The organism is Streptomyces sp. NPDC058464 (assembly GCF_042721035.1).
Lineage (GTDB): Bacteria > Actinomycetota > Actinomycetes > Streptomycetales > Streptomycetaceae > Streptomyces.
This window is the reverse complement of the sequence record NZ_JBHXMA010000021.1, coordinates 148,235-169,733: the sequence shown is the minus strand read 5'-3', so window position 1 is coordinate 169,733 and position 21,499 is coordinate 148,235. Positions and strand designations below refer to the sequence as shown.

Here is a 21,499-nt window from a genome sequence, read left to right as displayed (position 1 = left end):
CATAGATGACTGAGCGTCAGATCGCCCAAGGTGCGCGGGAGAAGGACCGCCCGTGGCTCATGCGCACGTACGCCGGACACTCCACGGCCGAGGCGTCCAACGAGCTGTACCGGCGCAACCTCGCCAAGGGCCAGACCGGCCTGTCGGTGGCGTTCGACCTGCCGACGCAGACCGGCTACGACCCCGACCACATCCTCGCCCGCGGCGAGGTCGGCCGGGTGGGCGTGCCCGTCTCGCACCTCGGTGACATGCGCCGGCTGTTCCAGGACATCCCCCTGGAGCAGATGAACACCTCGATGACGATCAACGCCACCGCCATGTGGCTGCTGGCGCTCTACCAGGTCGTCGCGGAGGAGCAGGGCGCGGACATCACCAAGCTCCAGGGCACGACCCAGAACGACATCGTCAAGGAGTACCTGTCCCGGGGGACGCACGTCTTCCCGCCGGGGCCGAGCCTCCGGCTGACGACGGACATGATCGCGTACACGGTCTCCCACATGCCGAAGTGGAACCCGATCAACATCTGCAGCTACCACCTGCAGGAGGCGGGCGCCACGCCGGTCCAGGAGATCGCGTACGCGATGTCCACCGCGATCGCCGTCCTCGACGCGGTGCGCGACAGCGGCCAGGTGCCGCAGGAGCGCATGGGTGACGTCGTCGCCCGTATCTCCTTCTTCGTGAACGCGGGCGTCCGGTTCGTCGAGGAGATGTGCAAGATGCGGGCGTTCGGCCGCATCTGGGACCAGATCACCCGCGAGCGGTACGGCATCGAGGACGCCAAACAGCGGCGGTTCCGGTACGGCGTCCAGGTCAACTCCCTGGGTCTGACCGAGGCGCAGCCGGAGAACAACGTCCAGCGGATCGTCCTCGAGATGCTCGCGGTGACGCTGTCGAAGGACGCACGCGCGCGTGCCGTCCAGCTCCCGGCCTGGAACGAGGCGCTCGGGCTGCCGACGCCCTGGGACCAGCAGTGGTCGCTGCGGATCCAGCAGGTGCTCGCCCATGAGAGCGATCTGCTGGAGTACGAGGACATCTTCGAGGGCTCGCACGTCATCGAGAAGAAGGTCGCCCAGCTGGTCGGGGACTCCCTCGCGGAGATCGACCGGATCCAGGAGATGGGCGGCGCGATGGCCGCCGTCGAGTCGGGCTATCTGAAGTCGCAGCTGGTCTCGTCCCACGCGGAGCGGCGGGCCCGGATCGAGTCCGGCCAGGAGAAGATCGTCGGCGTCAACATCTTCGAGACGACCGAGCCGAACCCGCTCACCGCCGACCTGGACACCGCGATCCAGACGGTCGACCCGGCGGTCGAGGCGAGGGTGGTGGCGGCGATCGGGCACTGGCGCGACACGCGCTACCAGCCGCCGTTCAACCACCCGCGGCCCTGCAAGGCCCTGGAGCGGCTGAAGGAGGCCGCCAAGGGCACCGGCAACCTCATGGAGGCCACCCTGGAGTGCGCCCGCGCGGGCGTGACGACCGGTGAGTGGGCAGGGGCCCTGCGGGAGGTGTTCGGCGAGTTCCGGGCGCCCACCGGGGTGTCCTCCGCTCCCGTCGCCGTCCCCGTCGAGGCGGGCTCGGCGCTCGCCGAGGTGCGGGCCAAGGTGGACGCGACCGCCCGCGACCTGGGCTCCGGCAAGCTGAGGTTCCTCGTCGGCAAGCCCGGTCTTGACGGCCACTCCAACGGCGCCGAGCAGATCGCGGTGCGCGCCCGGGACGCCGGCTTCGAAGTCGTCTACCAGGGCATCCGGCTGACGCCCGAGCAGATCGTGGACGCGGCCATCGCCGAGGACGTGCACGCGGTCGGCCTGTCGATCCTCTCCGGGTCGCACGCCCAGCTGGTCCCGGACGTGCTGGAACGACTCCGTGTGGCCGGTGCCACAGATATACCGGTGATCGCCGGTGGCATCATCCCGAATGGTGACGCCGCGCAGCTCAGGGAAGCCGGAGTGGCCGCGGTCTTCACCCCGAAGGACTTCGACATCACCGGAATCATCGGCCGCATCGTCGACGAGATCCGGAAAGCGAACAAGCTCGACCCCCTGGAGGTCCCCGCATGACCACGCCCGTCAACCGGCTCCGCCCGCGGCGCTCCTGCCTGGCCGTGCCCGGCTCGAACCCCCGCTTCCTGGAGAAGGCGCAGGGTCTCCCGGCGGACCAGGTCTTCCTGGACCTGGAGGACGCGTGCGCGCCGCTCGCCAAGCCCGGGGCGCGGCACACCATCGTCAAGTTCCTCAACGAGGGCGACTGGACCGGCAAGACGCGCGTGGTCCGCGTCAACGACTGGACGACCGAGTGGACGTACCGTGACGTCGTGACCGTCGTCGAGGGCGCCGGCCAGAACCTCGACTGCATCATGCTGCCGAAGGTCCAGACGGCCCAGCAGGTGGTCGCGCTCGACCTGCTCCTCACCCAGATCGAGAAGACCATGGGCTTCGAGGTCGGCAAGATCGGCATCGAGGCGCAGATCGAGAACGCGCAGGGCCTGAACAACGTCAACGAGATCGCCACCGCGTCTCAGCGCGTCGAGACGATCATCTTCGGCCCGGCCGACTTCATGGCGTCCATCAACATGAAGTCGCTGGTCGTGGGCGAGCAGCCGCCCGGCTACCCGGCGGACGCCTACCACTACATCCTGATGAAGATCCTGATGGCCGCCCGCGCCAACAACCTCCAGGCGATCGACGGCCCCTACCTGCAGATCCGCAACATCGAGGGCTACCGCGCGGTCGCCCAGCGCGCCGCGGCCCTCGGCTTCGACGGCAAGTGGGTGCTGCACCCGGGCCAGGTCGAGGCGTCCAACGAGATCTTCTCGCCGTCGCAGGAGGACTACGACCACGCCGAGCTGATCCTGGACGCGTACGACTACTACACGTCCGAGGCGGGCGGCAAGAAGGGCTCCGCGATGCTCGGCGACGAGATGATCGACGAGGCCAGCCGCAAGATGGCCCTGGTCATCTCCGGCAAGGGCCGGGCCGCCGGGATGACCCGTACGTCGAAGTTCGAGATCCCGGAGGCCTGAGCGCGATGCAGTTCGGACGCACGTACGAGGAGTTCGAGGTCGGGGCGACCTACAAGCACTGGCCCGGAAAGACGGTCACGGAGTACGACGACCATCTGTTCTGTCTCCTCACCATGAACCACCACCCGCTCCACATGGACGTCAACTACGCCGAGAACACGACGGACTTCGGCAAGAACGTGGTGGTCGGGAACTACATCTACTCGCTGCTGCTCGGCATGTCCGTGCCGGACATCTCGGGCAAGGCGATCGCCAACCTGGAGATCGAGTCGCTCAAGCACGTGGCGCCGACCTTCCACGGCGACACGATCTACGGCGAGACGACCGTGCTCGACAAGTGGCCCTCCAAGTCGAAGAACGACCGCGGGATCGTCTACGTGGAGACCAAGGGCTACAAGCAGGACGGCACGCTGGTGTGCACCTTCCGCCGCAAGGTGATGGTGCCGACCGAGACGTACATCAAGGAGCGCGGCGGCGAGCAGCCGGGCCGCCCCGAGCTGAAGGAACAGGGGAAGTAAGCGATGGCCCGTCTCGCCCAGACCGCCGGTCTGACCGACGTCCAGCAGGAGATCCTCTCCACCGTCCGCGACTTCGTGGACAAGGAGATCATCCCGGTCGCCACCGAGCTGGAACACCGTGACGAGTACCCGCAGGCGATCGTCGACGGCCTCAAGGAGCTCGGCCTCTTCGGCCTGATGATCCCCGAGGAGTACGGCGGCCTGGGCGAGTCCCTCCTGACGTACGCGCTGTGCGTCGAGGAGATCGCCCGCGGCTGGATGTCCGTCTCCGGGATCATCAACACGCACTTCATCGTGGCGTACATGCTCAAGCAGCACGGCACGCAGGAGCAGAAGGAGCACTTCCTGCCGCGGATGGCGGCCGGCGACATCCGGGGCGCGTTCTCGATGTCGGAGCCGGGGCTCGGCTCGGACGTGTCGGCGATCACCTCGAAGGCGGTGAAGGACGGCGACGAGTACGTCCTGAACGGCCAGAAGATGTGGCTCACGAACGGCGGTACGTCGTCCCTGGTGGCCGTCCTCGTCCGGAGTGACGAAGGACACCCCGAGGGCACGGCCCCCCACAAGTCGATGACGACGTTCCTGATCGAGAAGGAGCCCGGCTTCGGCGAGGTCCGCCCCGGCCTCACCATCCCGGGCAAGATCGAGAAGATGGGCTACAAGGGTGTCGACACCACCGAGCTGATCATGGACGGGCTGCGGATTCCGGCCGATCGGGTGCTCGGCGGCGTCACCGGCCGAGGTTTTTACCAAATGATGGACGGGGTCGAGGTCGGCCGCGTCAACGTGGCGGCGCGCGGCTGCGGTGTCGCGCAACGTGCGTTCGAACTGGGTGTCCGGTACGCCCAGCAGCGTCACACTTTCGGCAAGGCGATCGCCCAGCACCAGGCCATCCAGTTCAAGCTGGCGGAGATGGCTACCAAGGTCGAGGCGGCACATGCCATGATGGTCAACGCTGCACGCAAAAAGGACTCTGGAGAACGAAACGACCTCGAGGCAGGGATGGCGAAGTATCTTGCCTCCGAGTACTGCAAGGAGGTCGTGGAGGACGCCTTCCGGATCCACGGCGGCTACGGCTTCTCGAAGGAGTACGAGATCGAACGTCTCTACCGTGAGGCGCCGATGTTGCTGATCGGCGAAGGCACCGCCGAGATCCAGAAAATGATCATCGGGCGAAGGTTGCTCGAAGAGTATCGATTCCAGGGCTGATTATCCCGGTACGGGGTGTTTTCTTCGAGAAGAAGATCACACCCCGTCAACGGTCTTCGGCCGCCGACTCGGCTTCCTGGCTTGCCCAGTTGTGGCCCGCGACCGGTACGATCCCGGAAAGCCGCCGTCCCCATTTCCTGCGCGGCATCATCCGCTACGAAGGTCATCCATGCCCCACAGCCAAACCTCTGCACATCGAGACAGCCTGGCCGGCGTACGCCTCGCGCGCGGAGCATCGCCGTGGCTTCTCCCGACCGTCGCCACCGCAGCCGTCAGCCTGCTCCGCGCCCGTCGCTCCGGCGCCGCCAAGGCCGTCGCCCTGCCCGCCACCGCGCTCGCGGCGGGCATGCTGTGGTTCTTCCGCGACCCCGAGCGTGAGATCGCCCAGGGCCGTGTCATCTCGCCTGCCGACGGTGTGGTGCAGAGCATCATGCCGTGGAAGGACGGACGCACCCGCGTCGCCATCTTCATGAGCCCGCTCAACGTCCACGTCAACCGCGCGCCCCTCTCGGGCCAGGTGACGTCGGTGGAGCACATCCCCGGTGGCTTCGTTCCCGCCTTCAACAAGGAGAGCGAGAACAACGAGCGCGTAGTCTGGCATTTCGACACCGAACTCGGCGACATCGAGATGATCCAGATCGCCGGCGCGGTGGCCCGCCGTATCGTCCCCTACGTCCCGCAGGGCACGAAGGTCGAGCAGGGCGACCGCATCGGGCTGATCCGCTTCGGCTCGCGCGTCGACATCTACCTGCCCGAGGGCGTGGAGGTCGCGGTCGAGGTCGGCCAGAAGACCGTGGCTGGGGTGACTCGCATTGACCGTGATTGATCCTGAGACCCAGGCGGGCTGGGTGCCCGAGGCCGACGAGATCGGCGAGGACGAGGAGGAGATGCCCCTCTCTCTCCGCCTGTCGATAGCGGACACCCTCACGCTGGGCAACGCCACGTGCGGCTTCATGGCGGTGTACTTCACCACCACCGGCATCCTGATCCCGCACCTCACCGGGGACGACCAGTCGGCCGGCATGGCACGCCACAGCGCCGCCACCGCGGTCATCCTCATGCTCTGCGCGGCGGTCTTCGACCTGTTCGACGGCCTGGTGGCGCGCAAGCTGCGCTCCTCCCCCATGGGCGCCGAGCTGGACAACCTCTCCGACCTGATCAGCTTCGGCCTCGCGCCGGCGTACTTCGTGCTCGTCTACGGCATGGTGGCCGACGACGCGTACCAGAAGGTGGCCGCGGTCGGAGCGGTGGTCGTTCTGCTGGCGGTGGTGCTGCGGCTGGCGCGCTTCAGCTGCGTGACACCGCCGAACGGCATGTTCCAGGGCATGCCGTCGCCGTTCGGTGCGCTGACGGTGGTCTCCATCGTCCTTCTGGAGCTCCCCTTCGTGGCGACGCTTCTCGCCATCCTGGGCACGGCCTGGCTGATGGTGAGCCGGGTGGAGTACCCGAAGCCGCGCGGCCGCCTCGCGGTCGCGATGCTCGCCTGGATCGTCCTCTCGATGGGCCTCCTGGTCTCCTGGGCCTTCGACGCGCCCAGCGGCCAGCTGCTCCTCCAGACCGGCTGCGCGCTGCAGCTGGTGATGGGCGCGGTGATCCCGCTGTTCGCCACGGCCCGCCGGGTGAACAACTTCCGCGACAACAGGCGCGAGGCGCGGGCGGCGCAGCTGCCCTGACGTTCCGCGTACCGCCGACGGGTGTGGCCCGAGCCTTCGAGGCTCGGGCCACACCCGTTTCGCGTTCAAGGGCGTACGGCGTTGGCCATTGACCGGTCAACCACCCCTGGCCGGGGCCGAGTTGCGCAGGGCGAGACAGGGGAGGACGGTGGAATTGGGCTGAACTTTACGGGGATTTATCCCCATTCGGGGATGGGGATCACTCCCGTCTTACGGATCGGAGGACGACCATGACCGCTGTCACACCGCAGGACCACCTGGTTCAGCACATCTCGAAGATTCCGGCGAACGAGGGCGAGTCCGTGAACCTGTTCGTCCGTGAGTACGACGGAACCCAGAACAACCAGCCGCGCGAGCCCGTGCTGATGCTCCACGGCAGGAGCGTGCCGGTCCTCGCCGGATTCGACTTGGACGTCCCCGGGGCCGACATCGACTACAACTGGGCACACCAGCTGGCGGCCAAGCACCACTACGACGTCTTCATGATGGATCTGCAGGGCAACGGGCGGTCGCCACGTCCGAAGATGGACGACCCTCGGAACGCCAACCCGGCGCAGCGGGACATCCTGGTCCCCAACCCCCTGCCGGAGCCGTACACCGGCCTGCCCAATTACCCGCACCAGCTGAGCAACACCGGCAGCGAAGAAGCGGAGCTGGCCACGGTGGTCGACTACATCATGGCTCAGCCCCGCATGACCACGCCCATCGAGTTCATCGGCTGGTCCGCCGCGGCAACGGCCATGGGACCCTACGCCCTGCAGCACCCCGAGAACGTCAAGAGCCTGTTCCTGCTCGCCCCGATCTTCCCGCCGCAGGGGAGGTGGTCGGGAGACGCCTCGAACCCCTTCGACCTTCCGCCGAGGACGCAAATGCCTGTCTCCGACCCGGCGGTCCTGTACGGCTTCCCCATGTTCGTCAACAGCAAGAGCGGCTTCACAGTCGGGTGGGACCGCGAGACGGGCAGCCCGCTTCAGCGGGATCCCGGTATGGGGGACAGGGCGTGGGCCGCCATGATGGAGAACGACCCCATTGGCAGCAAGTGGGGTCCCGAGACGTCTCCGGGCGTGTTCGAGGGCATCCACCGGTACCGGAACACCTTCGGATGGGGCTGGACCAACCAGACCGTGCCGCTCCGGGACCCGTCGGGCAACGCCATACTCGGTGACCGGGTGCCCACCATCATCGTCTACGGGGAGCTGGACAAGACGGCCAACACTCCGGCGACCACCCCCGTCCCAACGGCCCTGCGCTTCTCCGTCCCGGCCCTCTACACGGCCATCCACGGGCCGAACAAGCTGATGTTCCAGCTGGCCGGCGCGGGACACTCCGTGGTCTGGGAACGCCCCGCCAAGTATGTGCACGACATTTCATTCCAGTGGCTCCACAACAAGGGCAAGGTGTGGGGCCTCACCAGCGGCAGCTACTACCGGGACGCGTACGGCGAGGTGACCCCGCTGGAGTAGGTCCGCGTCCTCAGCTCAGGAAGTCCCGCGCGATCTGCTCCGCCACCCGCTCCAGGATCGGCCCGGCGTCCGCGATGCACTTCACCACGTCGGGTTCGACCTCGGTCAGCGGGTAGGCGCGGCGGATCCCGGCCCGGCCGAGCGCCGCCGGCGGCAGGGCGAGGCGGCCGCAGACCGCCACCACCTCCTTGTCGGCGGCGCGGGCCGCGGCCGCCACCCCGGCCGGTGCCTTCCCGTGCAGGGTCTGCTCGTCCAGCGAGCCCTCGCCCGTGATCACCAGCGACGCCCGCTCCAGCGCGGGCGCGAAGCCCAGGACGTCGAGCATCACCTCGATGCCGGGCCGGAAACGGGCGCCGAGCAGCAGGGCGCCGTATCCGATGCCCCCGGCCGCCCCCGCGCCCGGCGCGGTCGCGTACCCGGCGGTGCGCGGGCCGGCCTCGGCCTCCACGACCTTGGCGAAGTGGCTCAGCGCCTCGTCCAGGATCGCCACGTCGTCCGGCGAGGCCCCCTTCTGCGGGCCGTACACGGCGGGCGCGCCCTTGGGGCCGGTGAGCGGGTTGTCGACGTCGCTGGCGAGGACGAGGTCGACGTCGGACAGGCGCGGGTCCAGGCCGGACAGGTCCACGCGGGCCAGGTCGGCGAGACCGCCGCCACCCGGCGGAACCGGTTCGCCGTCCTCGTCCAGCAACCGCGCCCCGAGCGCCGAGAGCATCCCGGCGCCGCCGTCGGTCGTGGCGCTCCCGCCGACCCCGAAGACGATGGTGCGCGCACCCGCGTCCAGGGCGGCCCGCAGCAGCTCTCCGGAGCCGTACGTGGAGGCCGTCAGGGGTGCGAAGACACCGCGGGGCAGTCGCTGCAGGCCGCTCGCCTCGGCCATCTCCACGACCGCGGTGTCGCCGCGCAGCGCGAACGCGGCGGTGACCTCCTGCCCCAGCGGACCGGCGACCTCCCGCTCGTACCGTTCGAATCCGGCCGCGACGGCCGCGGCCACCGTGCCGTCCCCGCCGTCCGCGACGGGCAGCGCCTCGACGTCGACGCCGGGCACGATCCGCCTGAGCCCCGCCGTGACCCGCTCGGCGACCTGCACGGCCGTCAGCGAGCCCTTGAACTTGTCCGCGGCGATGAGCACGCGCTGTGTCACCTGTATCCCCTTGCTCTCCGGGCCTCGTGCACGTCAAGGCCAGTCGCGCCGCTGTGACCTTAACCGGAGGACACCCTCCCCGTCATGCCCAGCCCGAAGCCTGGGAAGGGGCTGGGAACCGGCTGGGAGGACAGGACGCCGGAAAACGGGTACACCACAGCCATGAGCAGTCTCGGACCTTTGGGACCCGAGTTCGCCGACCGTGTGCTCGGCGGCTGGCTCGGCCGGATCGCGGGCAACATGCTCGGCAAACCGGTCGAGCAGGGCGACGTGTGGACCCGGAAGCGCATCGACGGCTATCTGCGTCGGGCCGCCGCCCTGCCGCTCACCGACTACCTCCCCGAGCCCGCCGACGAGAGCGACGCCCGCGCGCTGCGCCCGGAGTGGCGCCAGTGCGTGCGCGGCCGGATCCACGGCAGCTGCCGCGACGACGACGTCGACTACGCGATCCTCGGCCTGCACCTCCTGGAGACCCACGGCTTCGGCTTCAGCACCGAGCAGGTCGGCGAACTCTGGCTGCAGAGGCTGCCGTACCTGCAGACCTTCACGGCGGAACGGGCCGCCTACCGCAACCTCGTCAACGGGCTGAGACCGCCCCTCACCGCCACCTACGACAATCCCTACCAGGAGTGGATCGGTGCCCTGATCCGTGCCGACGTCTTCGGCTGGACCTGCCCCGGCGACCCGCGGCGGGCCGCCGCCCTCGCCCGCCGCGACGCGGTGCTCTCCCACTCCGGGAACGGGGTGTACGGCGCGATGTGGGCCGCCGCGCTGATCTCGGCGGCGTTCACCGCGCCGACGGTGCGGCAGGCGGTCGAGACCGCGCTCACCGTCGTACCGGCGGGCTGCCGGCTGGCCAGGACCGTGCGCCGGGTCGTCTCCCTCCACGAGACCCGGCTGAGCTGGGAGGACACCCTCACCACCGTCTCGGCCGAGACCTCCGGCCTCGGCTGGATCCACACCGTCCCGAACGTGGCCGTCCTGACCGCCGGGCTGCTGTACGGCGACGGCGACTTCTCCCGGACCATCGCCCTCACCGTGCGCGGCGGCCTGGACACCGACTCCAACGGGGCGACGGCCGGTTCGGTGGCCGGGGTGCTGACCGGCGCGGCGGCCGTCCCGGACCAGTGGAAGGACCCCCTGGAGGACACGGTCCGCAGCGCCGTCTTCGGCTTCGACGGGGCCCGCGTCGGCGACCTGGCGGCACGCACCGTACGCGTCGCCCGGACCGGCAGCGAGTCCGCACTCGCTACGCTTCCCGAGTGACCACGACTGACGCCTACGCCGCGTACATCGCGAGCCTCCCCCGGATCCTCGCCGGGGCCGCCGCGCTCTTCCGGGACGCCGAGGGACGGGTTCTGCTCGTGGAGCCCAACTACCGGGAGGGCTGGGCGCTGCCGGGCGGGACCGTCGAGTCCGACGACGGGGAGACCCCGCGCCAGGGCGCCCGCCGGGAGACCCTGGAGGAGATCGGCCTGGACCGGGAGATGGGCCGGCTGCTGACGGTGGACTGGGTGCACGGCGCCGGACGTCCGCCGATCGTGGCGTACGTGTACGACGGCGGTGTCCTCGCCGACGCGGACCTCGGGGCGATCAGGCTCCAGGAGGAGGAGCTGCTGTCCTGGCGGCTGGTGCCGCGCGAGGAGATCACGGCCCACCTCCCGGGTTCGCTGGGCCGTCGCGTCCTGGTCGCCCTGGACGTACTGGCCGAGGGCACGGGCCCCGCCGAACTGGAGAACGGCAACCGCGTGGGGTGACCGGTGCCCGCCTGTTCCGGCGAGCCGGCGCGCGTGCGGTGCTTCGCCCTCCGAGTGGGCTGCTACGCGAGCTTCTTCAGCTGCGCGTCGACGATGTCCTGGGGGACGGTCGGGGGCTGGACGGGGTTGAGGGACAGGAAAGTGGCGACGGTGGAGTCCTTGCGGACGACCAGGACGGTGACGGGGACGCTGGGTCCCCCGCCGGCAAAGACCGTGGTGGCGTCGAAAGCGAGGGTCTCGTCGCCGTAGTCGGAGACGGACCGGGAGCGGGTATCGGAATACCCCATACCTGCATCGGGGTGGGCAGCGGACGGGCGTATCTCGGCGGTGGTGCACTTCGCAAGAGCCACGCGCAGTTCGGTCATCACCCTGCGGGCATCGGCAAGGGTGTAGGAGGACAGGCCGACACTCGCGTGCTGCCCGAGATCGTCGGAGGCCGACACCACGTCCTCACCGACCTGGGCCGTGAAGTCGTGCAGGCTGCCCAGCTCCGCGGCGGCGTAGACGGGCCGGCAAGGTGCGGGGGTGACGGCGCGGTAGGTCTTGAGCATGTCGTGGTCCACCGGGCTGCCCTTGCCGGTGACGGTGTCGACGGTGTAGCCGGGGACGTCCCGCGCGGTCAGCGCCAGGCGGTCGAGCCCCTTCTGGTCCAGCTGTGGGGACAGACCTGCAGGCGAGGCGGACCTGGCGGTCGCGGACTTCTTGTGCCCTCCGACATCGTCCCCGCCGGCCGCACCGCACGCGCCGATCAGCACCAGCACCGGCACAAGCCCAGCCGCCGCGACGACCCGTCTTCCGAGCACAGCAGCATCCATCATTCGCCCACCCCCCGATGCCCCGGCTGAGAGCACCCACGCGAGAAACCCGACGTGCGCCGGGACTGAAGTCAACGGGGAGCCTAACGGGAACAGACCTAACGGAGACACAGGGGGGGCAGAGAAGGTCGCCGATATCCGTTCGCCTCCGCTCGCGCAGGCGTCCTACTCTCGGCCCATGAACAAGCCTCTCGTCGCCATCCTGAGTGGCGCAGGCATCTCCACCGATTCCGGGATCCCTGATTATCGCGGTCCCAACGGGCTGTGGCGGAAGGATCCCGAGGCCGAGAAGCTCGTGACCTACGAGTACTACATGGGCGACCCGGAGATCCGGCGCCGGTCCTGGCAGATGCGGCGCAAGAACCGGACGCTGAAGGCCGAGCCCAACGCTGCGCACCGGGCCGTAGCCGAGCTGGAGCAGGCGGGGACACCCGTACGGGTGATCACGCAGAACGTCGACGGGCTGCACCAGCTTGCCGGGATGCCCGCCCGCAAGGTGCTCGAACTGCACGGTTCGGCGCGCAGTGTGGTGTGCACCAGGTGCCACGCCCGGGGATCGATGGCGGACGCGATCGCCCGCGTCGAGGCCGGCGAGGAGGACCCGCCGTGCCTGGAGTGCGGCGGCATCCTCAAGTCGGCGACCGTGATGTTCGGCGAGCGGCTCGACCCGGACGTCCTCGGCGAGGCCCTCGCCATCAGCAAGGCGTGCACGGTGTTCATCGCCGTCGGCAGCAGCCTCCAGGTGCAGCCGGCCGCCGGACTCGCGGGCGTGGCCGCCGACCATGGTGCCCAGCTGATCATCGTCAACGCGGAGCCGACACCGTACGACGAACTCGCCGACGAAGTGATCCGCGAACCCATCGGCACCGCGCTGCCCAAGCTGGTCCATCGGCTGAGCACGGAGAACGACTCCTAGGCTCCGGCGGGGCTCACCTGCATCACGACCACACCCGCTTCCGCCAACGCCGTCCGGGCCGTAGCGCTGCGCGGTGCGTTGGTCACGACGACATCCAGGTCCTCCGGACCGCAGATCTTCACCATGCCGGCTCCGGGGAACTTGGTGTCGTCCACGAGAAGGGCCACCTTGTCGCTGGCGGCGATCATGGCGCGTCTGGCCGGCACTTCGGCGACCGTGGTGTCCATGACCTGAGCGCCCGCGCGGATGCCGCAGGCTCCCATGAAGAGCCAGTCGGCGTGCACCTGGCGGAGGTTGTCCTCCGCCATGAAGCCGTCCAGCATGCGCGACTCTCGCCTGACCACGCCGCCGAGCAGCATGAGTTCGACGTTCTCGTCCTGGGCGAGTTCCTCGTACACCGCCAGGTTGTTGGTGATCACGGTGATCCTGCGCCCGTGCAACCGGCGGGCCAGCCGGTAGACGGTCGAGCCGGAGTCGAGGATGACCGACTGCCCGTCCTCGATCATCGTGGCCGCCCTGGCGGCTATGGCATCCTTCGCATCCACCTGGGCCTCGGCAGCCTCGGTGAACGGCGCGGGGTCCTCCTCGATGACCGCTCCGCCATGAACACGGGTGAGCAACCCGTCCTCTTCCAGCTTGAGGAGATCACGACGGACTGTCGCGGCACTGGCTTCCAGGCGACCGGCAAGATCCGTCACGGTGGCGGTGCCGCCGGATCTCAACGCCTGCAGGATGAGTTGATGTCGTTGTTCAGCCAGCACACGACAGGACACTACACGGCTACCGCTAGGCAACTCCCTTGCATTCAAGGGAGTTTGACCTGTGCAGCAGCCGTTCGAGGAGGGCCCCTCAAGCCCGCCGACCCGGTCGCCGGGCGGTCAGAAGAGGCCCTCTCCCCGTTCGAAGTCCAGCAGGCGCTGCTTGCGGGGCAGGCCGCCGCCGTAGCCGGTGAGGCCGCCGTTGGCGCCGATGACGCGATGGCAGGGCACGATGATGCCGACCGGGTTCTTCCCGTTGGCGAGGCCGACCGCGCGGGAGGCCTGGGGGTTGCCGAGGGCCTCGGCGAGTTCGCCGTACGAGCGGGTCTCGCCGTAGGGGATCTGGCACAGCTGCTCCCAGACGCTGCGCTGGAACGGAGTGCCGTTCAGGCGCAGTTCGACGGTGAACTCCTTCAACTCGCCCGCGAAGTAGGCGGAGAGCTGGTCCTGGGTCTCGGCGAAGAGGTCGTCGTCGCGGGTGCCGAAGGTCTCCTGCGGTGGGCGGTGGCGCTGGTCCTCCATGTAGAGGCCGCAGAGGGTGCCGTCCTCGGCGACCAGGGTGAGGGGGCCGTAGGGGCTGTCGGTCACGGTGTGGTTCTTCACGGCGATGTCCTTGAACGTGCTTACACGGGCAGGAAGTTGATCGGGTGGCTGTCGGTCGCCCACAGGTACTGGACGGCGTAGGCCCGCCAGGGGCGCCAGGCCGCCGCGCGTGCGGTGAGCGCGGCCGGGGTACCGGGCAGGCCCAACTCCTGGGCGGCGCGCCGGATTCCGAGGTCGGTGGGGAGGAAGGCGTCGGGGTCGCCGAGGGCGCGCATGGCGATGACGTCGACGGTCCACGGGCCGAAGCCGGGGAGGGCGAGGAGCCTGGCGCGCGCCTCGGCCCAGTCGCTCTCGACACCCAGGTGGAGGGTGCCGTCCGCGAGTTGGCCCACCAGGGTGGTGAAGGTGGTGCGGCGGGTGCGGGGCATCGCCAGGGAGTCCGGGGGCGCCTCCGCGAGCGCCTCCGGGGACGGGAAGAGGTGGGTGAGACCGCCCTCGGGGTCGTCCACCGGGGTGCCGTGGGCGGTCACCAGGCGGGCCGCGTGGGTGCGGGCGGCGGCCGTGGAGACCTGCTGGCCGAGCACGGCCCGGACGGCGAACTCCGCCTCGTCGACGGTGCGCGGCACCCGGCGGCCGGGCGCCTTGTCCACCAGCGGCGCCAGGAAGGGATCCGTGCGGAGCTGGTCGTCGATCGCCACCGGGTCGGCATCCAGGTCGAGCATGCGCCGGCAGCGGCTGATGGCGACGGGCAGGTCGCGCAGGTCGCTGAGGGTGAGCCGGCACGCGATGTGGTCGGGCTTCGGGGCGAGGGCGGCGATGCCGTGGCCGTAGGGCAGCCGCAGGGTCCGCCGGTAGGCGCCGTCCCGCCACTCCTCGACGCCGGGTACGGCGGTGGCCGCGAGGTGGCCGAAGAGGTTGTCGGGGTTGAGGGGGGCGCGGAAGGGCAGGCGGAGGGTGAGTGCACCCGGGGCGTGGTGCGCCGACCTGGGGCGCCGGTCGCGCAGTTCGCTCGGGGAGAGCGCGAAGACCTCACGGACGGTGTCGTTGAAGGTGCGGATCGAGGAGAAGCCGGCGGCGAAGGCGATCTCCGCCATCGGCAGGGCGGTCGTCTCGATCAACAGGCGGGCGGTCTGGGCGCGTTGGGCCCGGGCCAGGGCCAGCGGGCCGGCGCCGAGTTCGGCGAGCAGCTGGCGCTCCACCTGCCGGGCGCTGTAGCCGAGACGGGCGGCGAGGCCGGGTACGCCCTCGCGGTCCACGACCCCGTCGGCGATCAGCCGCATGGCGCGGGCGACCAGGTCGGCGCGCTGGTTCCACTCCGGGGAACCGGGGCTGGTGTCGGGACGGCAGCGCTTGCACGCCCGGAACCCGGCCTGCTGGCAGGCGGCCGCACTCGGGTAGAACGTCATGTTCTCGGGTTTGGGCGGTACCACCGGGCAGCTGGGCCGGCAGTAGATGCGGGTGGTCAGGACGGCCGTGAAGAACCAGCCGTCGAACCGCGCGTCCTTCGACTGCACGGCCCGTACGCAGTGCTCGCGGTCGTGGTGCATCCCTTTCTGCATGGATCCAGCATCGGCCACCGGGGGCGGCCGATGCTGGCGGAAATCCGACACGAAGGTGGGCTGGCCTCCGGGAGCCTGCGGCCCTCAGCCGAAGTAGTGGTCCTGGTCGAGGTCGGCCAGCAGCCCGGGCCGCTCGGGCTGCCAGTCGTACCGCTCCCGGGTGGCGGCGCTCGACGTGGGATTGTCGTTGCCGACGAAGCGGGCCAGCCAGCCGAAGTGGCCGGCCGCCTCCTCCGGTGCCAGGGACACCACCGGCAGGTCGAGTCGGCGGCCGATGACCTCGGTGATGTCGCGGAGCGCGACGCCTTCATCCGCGACCGCGTGCAGCACCGCGCCGGCCGGGGCCGTCTCCACGGCCCTGCGGTAGAGGCCGGCGGCGTCCAGGCGGTGCACGGCCGCCCAGCGGTTGGTGCCGTCACCGACGTAGGCGGCGACGCCCTTCTCGCGGGCGATGCCGATCAGGTGCGGGACGAAGGCGTGGTCGCCGGCTCCGTGCACCTGGGGGAGCCGGATCGCCGAGACCCGTACCCCCCGGTCGGCCAGGGCCAGGGCGGAGCGTTCCGCCTCGGCCCGGTGGACGCCGGGGCCCGCCTGGTCGGGCCCGTCCTCCTCGGTGCCGAGGCGACCCGGGGCGAGGAGGCCGGTCACGGAGGTGACGACGAGGGGCCGGCCGGACCCCGCGAGCGCGTCACCGAGGGCCTGCAGCACGCCGAGTTCGGTACGGAGAGCACCCGGCATGTCGGAGAAGTCGTGGTTGTAGCCCGTGTGGACCACCCCGTCCGTCGCGGCCGCCGCGATCCGCAGCCCGTCGACGTCGTTCAGGTCGCCCCGGTGCACCTCCGCCCCCACCTCCTTCAGGGCCGCCTCGGCCGCGTCCGAGCGGGCGAGGCCGAGCACCTGGTGGCCGGCGCCGAGCAGTTCGCGGACCACCGCGCTGCCGATGAAACCGGTGGCGCCGGTGACGAACACACGCATGACAGATCACCTCACGGAGAGTGAATGTGTTGGGATGACTCCAGCGTGCGCCCGGCCCGGACCCCGGGTCCAAGACCTGTTCCGCACCCGGTGATGCCCGTCCGGTCATGACCGCAGCTCACGGCTGCCGGAGTAGAGTCGACGGGTGCCCGATTCCCTCGTACCGCCGGTGGACCTGGAGCTGCGCCTGGTGCGCTACTTCACCGTGGTCGCCGAGGAGTTGCACTTCGGCCGCGCCGCCGACGCACTGCATCTCGCCCAGCCGTCGCTGAGCCGTCAGATCCGGCGCCTGGAGAACCAGCTGGGCGCCCGGCTGCTCGACCGTACGCCGCGCGGGACCCGGCTCACCGAGGCCGGGGCGGTCTTCCTGCCACAGGCCAGGGAGCTGCTGCGGACGGCGGGCCGGGCCGCCGCGAGTGCGCGCTCGGCGGCCGCGCAGGGCACGTTCACCGTCGGCTACACCACCAACATGATCGTCACCCCGGCCGTGCGCGAGCTGCGCCACCGCCACCCGGCGGCCGACGTCCGCACCCTGCACGTGGACTGGAACGAACCGCGGGACGCACTGCTCGACCACCGGGTCGACGTGGTGGTCACGCGGCTCGTGTTCTCCGCCGACGACCTGGACATCACGGTCCTCTACGACGAGCCGCGCGTCCTCCTGGTGCCGCTCGGCCACCGGCTGGCCGGCCGGGAGTCGGTCACCCTCGCCGACTTCGCCGACGAGCCGCTCCCCCGCTTCACCGGCTCCGACCGGATCGGGGCGAATCCCCCCGGCCACACCAACCTGGGCCCGGTGGTGGAGACCCTGGAGGACAAGCTGGAGCTGGTCGCGAGCGGTGAGGTGGTGTCCCTGGCGCCGGCCGGGTTCCGCGGCAACGTGCGGCCGGACATCGCCCTCGTCCCGGTCGTGGACGCAGGCCCCGTCCAGGTGGTGCTGGCCACGCGCGCGGGCGACCGCCACCCGCTGGGCACGGCGTTCCGCCGCGCGGCCGAGGCACGTCTGGTGCCCGACGGGAGAGTCACGCCGCGCGTGCGGGACTCGGTGTGAAGCGAGTCCCGCACGCGGGATACGGCACCGGCCGCGCCGTCAGCCCAGGTCAGTGCCCGTGTCCGCCGAGTCGTCGCGCGCCACGCACAGCGCCCAGATGATGAACCCGGACAGCGCGATCATCACGACGGACCAGACCGGGTAGTACGGCAGGGACAGGAAGTTGGCGATGATCACCAACGCGGCGATGGCCACACCGGCGCCGCGTGCCCACGCGGCCGGCTGGAAGAGGCCGATGCTGACGACCACGGCGATCACGCCCAGGACCAGGTGGATCCAGCCCCAGCTGGTGAGGTCGAACTTGAACACGTAGTTGGGGGTCGTGACGAAGACGTCGTCCTGGGCGATCGCCATGATGCCCCGGAACACGGCGAGCAGTCCGGCGATCAGGAGCATGACGCCCGCGAAGGCGGTCAGTCCGCCGGCCCACGCCATCTTGGCGGTGTGCTGGTGCGGGTGGTGCGCGGGATGTGTGGCGGTCATAGGGCTGCCTCGATTCGTTCTCGGAGGGGGTGCTCAGCGCCCGTGGGCGGTGGGCACCGAGCCGGAGCTCTCGGCCGGCGGGTAGTCGCTCAGGACCAGTGCCTTGGCCTTGCGGAACTCCTCGTCCGAGATGTCACCGCGGGACTTCATCTCGGAGAGCTTGGCCAGTTCGTCGACGCTGCTGGTCTGGCCGGGGCCGCCCTGGGCGGTCTGCCGGATGTACGACTCGAACGCCTTCTGCTGGTCGCGGGCCTGGGCGATCTCCCGTTGTCCCATGCCCTTGCCGCGGGCGATCACATAGACGAGGACGCCCAGGAAGGGGACCACGATGCAGAGGGCCAGCCAGCCGGCCTTGGCCCAGCCGCCCATCGAGTCGTCGCGGAAGATGTCCACGATGATCCGGAACAGCAGGACCAGCCACATGATCCACAGGAAGAGCCACAGCATCGTCCAGAAGGCGCTCAGCAGCGGATAGTCGTATGCGAGGTAGGTCTGCGCGCTCATGTACGTCCTCCGTCCACGGCGCCGGCCGGTCGGCCGCGCCCTGCGGTCCCAGCGTGCGCACGGCGGGCGCCGGGGTTCCTCACCCGATGCGGGTGATCGTGCGCCGCTCGCGTGCCGGCGGCCCTGTCACTCCGGCAGGCGCCGCATCTCAACGACCCGCAGCCCCAGCGACAGACAGCGGTTCAGCAGGCCGTACAGATGCGCTTCGTCGACGACGGGACCGAACAGGACCGTCTCGCCGGACATCGTCACGTGTTCCATCTCCGGGAAGGCCCGGGTCAGCAACTCCGACATGGTCCCTTCGACGCGGATCTCGTAGCGCATGAGCCGTCTCCCGCCGCGGGTCTGCTGCGGTCTGTCCCGTGATCCTGCCCCTCGCGGCCGCCCGCCGGCCTCACCCGGCGCAGGTGAACCGGGGGCCGGGGCGGGTGGCGGTCACAGCAGTCCGCGCTCGCGGGCCCGGCGCACCGCGTCGCCGCGCCGGCCCACGCCGAGTTTCCGGTAGATGCTCTTGAGGTGCGTCTTCACCGTGTTCACGGAGACGTACAGATCGGCGGCGATCTCCTGCGTGGACATCATCTGCGCCAGCCGGCCGAGCACCTCGCGCTCCCGGCCGCTGAGCTCCTCGACGAGCAGCGGCGCGGAGTCGGCGCCGCGGCCGTCGCCGTGCAGCCAGCCCGCGGCCAGGCCGTGCAGCGGCGGGGTGTCCAGGAGGCGGCGGATCCCCGGCCCGGCGTCGAGGAACGGGCGCCGCAGCCGGTCCCGGCGTGCCTCCAGCAGGGCTCTGGCGAGCAGCTTGCGGGCGGTGCCGGTGTCCCCCGCGTCGGCCGCGGCGCGGGCCCGTACCAGGGTGGCCCGGACCGTGACCCCGGGGCCGGTCCCGTCCTCCGCGCACAGCCGGTCGGCCGTCTCGACGGCTTCCTCGCACCGGCCGGCGACGAGCCGTGCCCACGCGACGTCCGCCGCGCACAGGGGTGCGCCGGGGTGATCGATCCCGTCCAGCACCTCGGCGGCCGGGCCGGGCCGTCCCTCGGCGAGCAGGGCGGCCGCGGCGGCCAGGGCCGCGTTGGCCCGGGCCCAGGGCGAGGTCACCTGGGTCCGTACGGCCGGGTCGGCGGCGTGCGCGGCGGCATCCGGGTCGCCGAGCGCGAGGTGCAGGCGGCTCGTCGCCAGGGCGCGGCACGCCTCGGTCACCGGGTCGGGTACGCCGGGTCCGGGACCGTACTCGGCGGCCTCGGCCAGCAGGGCCCGGGCCCGCCCCAGCTCGTCGCGGTCGACGGCCACGGCGGCCAGCACCAGCTGTCCGAGCCCGGCGCCGGGGAACGGGCGTCCGCCGCAGTGCCGGGTCACGTCCGTCGCGGCCAGGGCCCGGCTCTCCGCGCGGTCGGGCCAGCCGTCGAGGTAGTCGAGCAGTGCCAGATGCCCGAGACAGTCCTCCCGGGGCAGTTCGGTCAGGGCGGCGCCGGGGAGGTCGGCCACCTCGGCCAGGGCGGCGCGGGCCGCCTCGAAGTGCCCTGCCCACACCCGGGCCGAGCCCAGCTGGGTGAGGAGCAGGGCGGTGAGTTCGGGATGCCTGTCGAGGAGGTGGGCGGGCACCTCGCGGCGCAGTCGCGCGGCCGCTGCCGTCGCCTGTTCGGCGCGGTCCGGGGAACCGGTCAGCCTGGCCGCCAGGGATTCCAGGAGCTCGCAGCTCAGCCGGCCGGCGGCGGTGGTCGCGCCGGGGTTCAGGCTCTCCTCGGCGCGGCCGAGGTGGGCCAGGCCGTGGTCGAGGTCGTGCTCGGACAGCTCACGGGCCGCGCGCACCAGGTCCACGTCCGCTCCGCCGGCCTCCGGGCCCATCCCGGAGAACAGCTCGGTGAGGTCGTCGGCGCGCGGGCCCGTGAGAAGCCGGCCGATCGCCAGGTCGTCGACGAGGGCGCCCGCGGCGCACTCCCAGTCGGCCGCCGCCGCGCCGTGGGCCAGCGCCTCGGGCACCGCGCCGTGGGCCCGCAGCCACCAGGCGGCGCGCCGGTGCAGTTCTGGTTCCAGGCCCGGGGCGCGCGCCCGCAGATGGACCCGGAGGATCTCCCCGAACAGCGGATGCAGCCGGTAGCAGGAGTGTCCGAGGTCCTCGACGAAGGCGTTCTGCCGGCACAGTCCGGCCAGCAGCGGCCCGGCGTCGGGGCGGCCGGTGAGCGCCTCCGCCAGCTCGGGGCCGAACCGGTCCAGGACGCTGACCCGCAGCAGCAGGTCCCGCGTCCGGGACGGCTGCCGTCCGACCACCTCGGCGAGGAGGAAGTCGGCGATGGTGCTGTGCCCGGCCTCGAACTCCTTCAAGTACGTCTCCGGATCCGTGCTCTGCTGGGCGGCCAGGGCGCTCAGACGCAGTCCGGCCGCCCAGCCCCGGGTGCGCTCCACCAGGGCGCGGGCGGCGTCGGCGGGCAGCCGCAGGCCGTGCCGGGCCAGCAGGTCGGCCGCCTCCTCGGGGGTGAAGGCCAGCTCGTCGTTCCTGATCTCGGTCATGGCCGCCGCCGCCCGGTAGCGATGCAGGGGCAGCAGGGGTTCGGTGCGGGTGACGAGGATCAGCCGCAGTCCCCGTCCGGCGTGGTGGAGGACGAACTCCAGCTGCTCGGCCGTCTCCGGGGCGGTCTGCCGGTCGAACTCGTCGAGGACGAGGATCGCGGGCCGGTCGCGGCCGTTGAGCTCGTCGGCGAGGCGGCCCAGCAGTCGGTGGTCCACCATGCGGACGCCGCCGGGAGAGCCGCCGATTCCGGCGGGCAGCGGTGTTCCGGCGGTGTGCAGGGCGTGCAGGACATGGGCCCAGAACATGCCGGATCCCTGGTCGCCCGCCTCGTTGGTGAGCCAGGCGACCGGTTGGCCGAGCCCGGCCGCCCAGTCGGCGACGAGGAGGGTCTTACCGGCTCCGGCGGCGCCGTTGACCATGGTCAGCGGGGTGTCGAGGGCCTGGCCGAGGTGGGCGGTCAGCCGGGGCCTGCGGACGAAGGTGGCGGGTCTGGCCGGGACGGCGAACCGGGTGCGCAGAAACGGCTCCCCCAGTGGATCGGCGTACCCGACGGCCGGTCCCCGTGTGCTGTCGTCCCTCGCGGTCACAGAGATCACCTCCCGGGTCCGGTCGGCC

21 protein-coding genes are annotated in these 21,499 nt (G+C 70.9%); 11 read left to right on the top strand and 10 right to left on the bottom strand.

The window, feature by feature from the left end:
- The first annotated feature begins 5 nt into the window (after window positions 1-5).
- The 7 genes from ACFWPQ_RS26920 to ACFWPQ_RS26890 all read left to right on the top strand — a co-directional run bounded on the left by ACFWPQ_RS26920 (window position 6) and on the right by ACFWPQ_RS26890 (window position 7,879).
- Window positions 6-2,054, top strand: coding sequence for a protein meaA (locus ACFWPQ_RS26920; protein WP_384039774.1), 2,049 nt, complete (start codon window positions 6-8; stop codon window positions 2,052-2,054).
- Window positions 2,051-3,016: an HpcH/HpaI aldolase/citrate lyase family protein gene (locus ACFWPQ_RS26915; RefSeq protein ID WP_384039771.1), complete on the top strand. Its 966-nt coding sequence runs from the start codon at window positions 2,051-2,053 to the stop codon at window positions 3,014-3,016. The genes ACFWPQ_RS26920 and ACFWPQ_RS26915 overlap by 4 nt, the downstream gene beginning before the upstream one ends.
- A 5-nt stretch (window positions 3,017-3,021) precedes the next feature.
- On the top strand, window positions 3,022-3,534 hold the full coding sequence (locus ACFWPQ_RS26910; protein WP_089104113.1) for a MaoC family dehydratase: 513 nt from the start codon (window positions 3,022-3,024) through the stop codon (window positions 3,532-3,534).
- A 3-nt stretch (window positions 3,535-3,537) separates the two neighbouring features.
- Window positions 3,538-4,743, top strand: coding sequence for an acyl-CoA dehydrogenase family protein (locus ACFWPQ_RS26905; protein ID WP_384039768.1), 1,206 nt, complete (start codon window positions 3,538-3,540; stop codon window positions 4,741-4,743).
- Window positions 4,744-4,912: 169 nt separating this feature from the next.
- Window positions 4,913-5,569 (top strand): phosphatidylserine decarboxylase, encoded by a 657-nt coding sequence (locus ACFWPQ_RS26900; RefSeq protein ID WP_384039766.1) that lies wholly within the window; start codon window positions 4,913-4,915, stop codon window positions 5,567-5,569.
- A gap of 22 nt (window positions 5,570-5,591) precedes the next feature.
- The gene (gene pssA / locus ACFWPQ_RS26895; RefSeq protein ID WP_384039884.1) at window positions 5,592-6,416 is read left to right on the top strand and encodes a CDP-diacylglycerol--serine O-phosphatidyltransferase; all 825 of its coding nucleotides are present in this window, start codon (window positions 5,592-5,594) and stop codon (window positions 6,414-6,416) included.
- 230 nt (window positions 6,417-6,646) lie between these two features.
- Window positions 6,647-7,879, top strand: a complete 1,233-nt coding sequence (locus ACFWPQ_RS26890; protein WP_384039763.1) for an alpha/beta fold hydrolase — start codon at window positions 6,647-6,649, stop codon at window positions 7,877-7,879.
- 10 nt (window positions 7,880-7,889) lie between these two features.
- Here ACFWPQ_RS26890 and ACFWPQ_RS26885 read toward each other — a convergent pair whose 3' ends face one another.
- A complete protein-coding gene (locus ACFWPQ_RS26885; RefSeq protein WP_384039882.1) occupies window positions 7,890-9,026 on the bottom strand; it encodes a glycerate kinase in 1,137 nt (378 codons plus the stop codon).
- 156 nt (window positions 9,027-9,182) lie between these two features.
- On the opposite strand from ACFWPQ_RS26885, the gene ACFWPQ_RS26880 reads away from it, so the two are divergent.
- Both ACFWPQ_RS26880 and ACFWPQ_RS26875 read left to right on the top strand, forming a co-directional pair.
- Window positions 9,183-10,286, top strand: a complete 1,104-nt coding sequence (locus ACFWPQ_RS26880; RefSeq protein ID WP_384039760.1) for an ADP-ribosylglycohydrolase family protein — start codon at window positions 9,183-9,185, stop codon at window positions 10,284-10,286.
- On the top strand, window positions 10,283-10,777 hold the full coding sequence (locus ACFWPQ_RS26875) for an NUDIX domain-containing protein (protein WP_384039757.1): 495 nt from the start codon (window positions 10,283-10,285) through the stop codon (window positions 10,775-10,777). Before ACFWPQ_RS26880 ends, ACFWPQ_RS26875 begins: the two co-directional genes overlap by 4 nt.
- Window positions 10,778-10,839: 62 nt before the next feature.
- Here the strand turns inward: ACFWPQ_RS26875 and ACFWPQ_RS26870 are convergent, their stop codons facing one another.
- On the bottom strand, window positions 10,840-11,580 hold the full coding sequence (locus ACFWPQ_RS26870) for a hypothetical protein (protein ID WP_384039754.1): 741 nt from the start codon (window positions 11,578-11,580) through the stop codon (window positions 10,840-10,842).
- 190 nt (window positions 11,581-11,770) lie between these two features.
- Here ACFWPQ_RS26870 and ACFWPQ_RS26865 point away from each other — a divergent pair, with 190 nt between their 5' ends.
- Window positions 11,771-12,508: an NAD-dependent deacetylase gene (locus ACFWPQ_RS26865; RefSeq protein ID WP_384039751.1), complete on the top strand. Its 738-nt coding sequence runs from the start codon at window positions 11,771-11,773 to the stop codon at window positions 12,506-12,508.
- Here ACFWPQ_RS26865 and ACFWPQ_RS26860 read toward each other — a convergent pair.
- The 4 genes from ACFWPQ_RS26860 to ACFWPQ_RS26845 form a co-directional block, all read right to left on the bottom strand.
- Window positions 12,505-13,269, bottom strand: a complete 765-nt coding sequence (locus tag ACFWPQ_RS26860; protein ID WP_384039748.1) for a DeoR/GlpR family DNA-binding transcription regulator — start codon at window positions 13,267-13,269, stop codon at window positions 12,505-12,507. The two genes, ACFWPQ_RS26865 and ACFWPQ_RS26860, sit on opposite strands and share 4 nt — an antisense overlap.
- Before the next feature lie 117 nt (window positions 13,270-13,386).
- The gene (locus ACFWPQ_RS26855; protein WP_384039745.1) at window positions 13,387-13,869 is read right to left on the bottom strand and encodes a methylated-DNA--[protein]-cysteine S-methyltransferase; all 483 of its coding nucleotides are present in this window, start codon (window positions 13,867-13,869) and stop codon (window positions 13,387-13,389) included.
- Between the two features lie 20 nt (window positions 13,870-13,889).
- Complete coding sequence (locus ACFWPQ_RS26850) at window positions 13,890-15,356, bottom strand: AlkA N-terminal domain-containing protein (protein ID WP_384039879.1); 1,467 nt, start codon at window positions 15,354-15,356, stop codon at window positions 13,890-13,892.
- Between the two features lie 96 nt (window positions 15,357-15,452).
- On the bottom strand, window positions 15,453-16,343 hold the full coding sequence (locus tag ACFWPQ_RS26845; protein WP_384039743.1) for an SDR family oxidoreductase: 891 nt from the start codon (window positions 16,341-16,343) through the stop codon (window positions 15,453-15,455).
- 145 nt (window positions 16,344-16,488) lie between these two features.
- Here ACFWPQ_RS26845 and ACFWPQ_RS26840 point away from each other — a divergent pair, with 145 nt between their 5' ends.
- A complete protein-coding gene (locus ACFWPQ_RS26840; protein WP_384039740.1) occupies window positions 16,489-17,394 on the top strand; it encodes a LysR family transcriptional regulator in 906 nt (301 codons plus the stop codon).
- Window positions 17,395-17,433: 39 nt separating this feature from the next.
- Here the strand turns inward: ACFWPQ_RS26840 and ACFWPQ_RS26835 are convergent, their stop codons facing one another.
- From ACFWPQ_RS26835 to ACFWPQ_RS26820, 4 genes are all read right to left on the bottom strand, one after another.
- A complete protein-coding gene (locus ACFWPQ_RS26835) occupies window positions 17,434-17,877 on the bottom strand; it encodes a hypothetical protein (protein WP_361301887.1) in 444 nt (147 codons plus the stop codon).
- 33 nt (window positions 17,878-17,910) lie between these two features.
- Window positions 17,911-18,381 (bottom strand): SHOCT domain-containing protein, encoded by a 471-nt coding sequence (locus ACFWPQ_RS26830; RefSeq protein ID WP_384039736.1) that lies wholly within the window; start codon window positions 18,379-18,381, stop codon window positions 17,911-17,913.
- Between the two features lie 126 nt (window positions 18,382-18,507).
- A complete protein-coding gene (locus ACFWPQ_RS26825) occupies window positions 18,508-18,705 on the bottom strand; it encodes a hypothetical protein (protein ID WP_361301881.1) in 198 nt (65 codons plus the stop codon).
- Window positions 18,706-18,816: 111 nt separating this feature from the next.
- Window positions 18,817-21,471: a LuxR C-terminal-related transcriptional regulator gene (locus tag ACFWPQ_RS26820; protein WP_384039733.1), complete on the bottom strand. Its 2,655-nt coding sequence runs from the start codon at window positions 21,469-21,471 to the stop codon at window positions 18,817-18,819.
- Window positions 21,472-21,499 lie beyond the last annotated feature (28 nt).

Bases quoted from the DNA above. Each gene is read 5' to 3' on its own strand.
- ACFWPQ_RS26920 (WP_384039774.1), top strand. From the start codon at position 6: ATGACTGAGCGTCAGATCGCCCAAGGTGCGCGGGAGAAGGACCGCCCG.
- ACFWPQ_RS26915 (WP_384039771.1), top strand. From the start codon at position 2,051: ATGACCACGCCCGTCAACCGGCTCCGCCCGCGGCGCTCCTGCCTGGCC.
- ACFWPQ_RS26910 (WP_089104113.1), top strand. From the start codon at position 3,022: ATGCAGTTCGGACGCACGTACGAGGAGTTCGAGGTCGGGGCGACCTAC.
- ACFWPQ_RS26905 (WP_384039768.1), top strand. From the start codon at position 3,538: ATGGCCCGTCTCGCCCAGACCGCCGGTCTGACCGACGTCCAGCAGGAG.
- ACFWPQ_RS26900 (WP_384039766.1), top strand. From the start codon at position 4,913: ATGCCCCACAGCCAAACCTCTGCACATCGAGACAGCCTGGCCGGCGTA.
- ACFWPQ_RS26890 (WP_384039763.1), top strand. From the start codon at position 6,647: ATGACCGCTGTCACACCGCAGGACCACCTGGTTCAGCACATCTCGAAG.
- ACFWPQ_RS26880 (WP_384039760.1), top strand. From the start codon at position 9,183: ATGAGCAGTCTCGGACCTTTGGGACCCGAGTTCGCCGACCGTGTGCTC.
- ACFWPQ_RS26865 (WP_384039751.1), top strand. From the start codon at position 11,771: ATGAACAAGCCTCTCGTCGCCATCCTGAGTGGCGCAGGCATCTCCACC.
- ACFWPQ_RS26850 (WP_384039879.1), bottom strand. From the start codon at position 15,356: ATGCACCACGACCGCGAGCACTGCGTACGGGCCGTGCAGTCGAAGGAC.
- ACFWPQ_RS26845 (WP_384039743.1), bottom strand. From the start codon at position 16,343: ATGCGTGTGTTCGTCACCGGCGCCACCGGTTTCATCGGCAGCGCGGTG.
- ACFWPQ_RS26835 (WP_361301887.1), bottom strand. From the start codon at position 17,877: ATGACCGCCACACATCCCGCGCACCACCCGCACCAGCACACCGCCAAG.
- ACFWPQ_RS26830 (WP_384039736.1), bottom strand. From the start codon at position 18,381: ATGAGCGCGCAGACCTACCTCGCATACGACTATCCGCTGCTGAGCGCC.
- ACFWPQ_RS26825 (WP_361301881.1), bottom strand. From the start codon at position 18,705: ATGCGCTACGAGATCCGCGTCGAAGGGACCATGTCGGAGTTGCTGACC.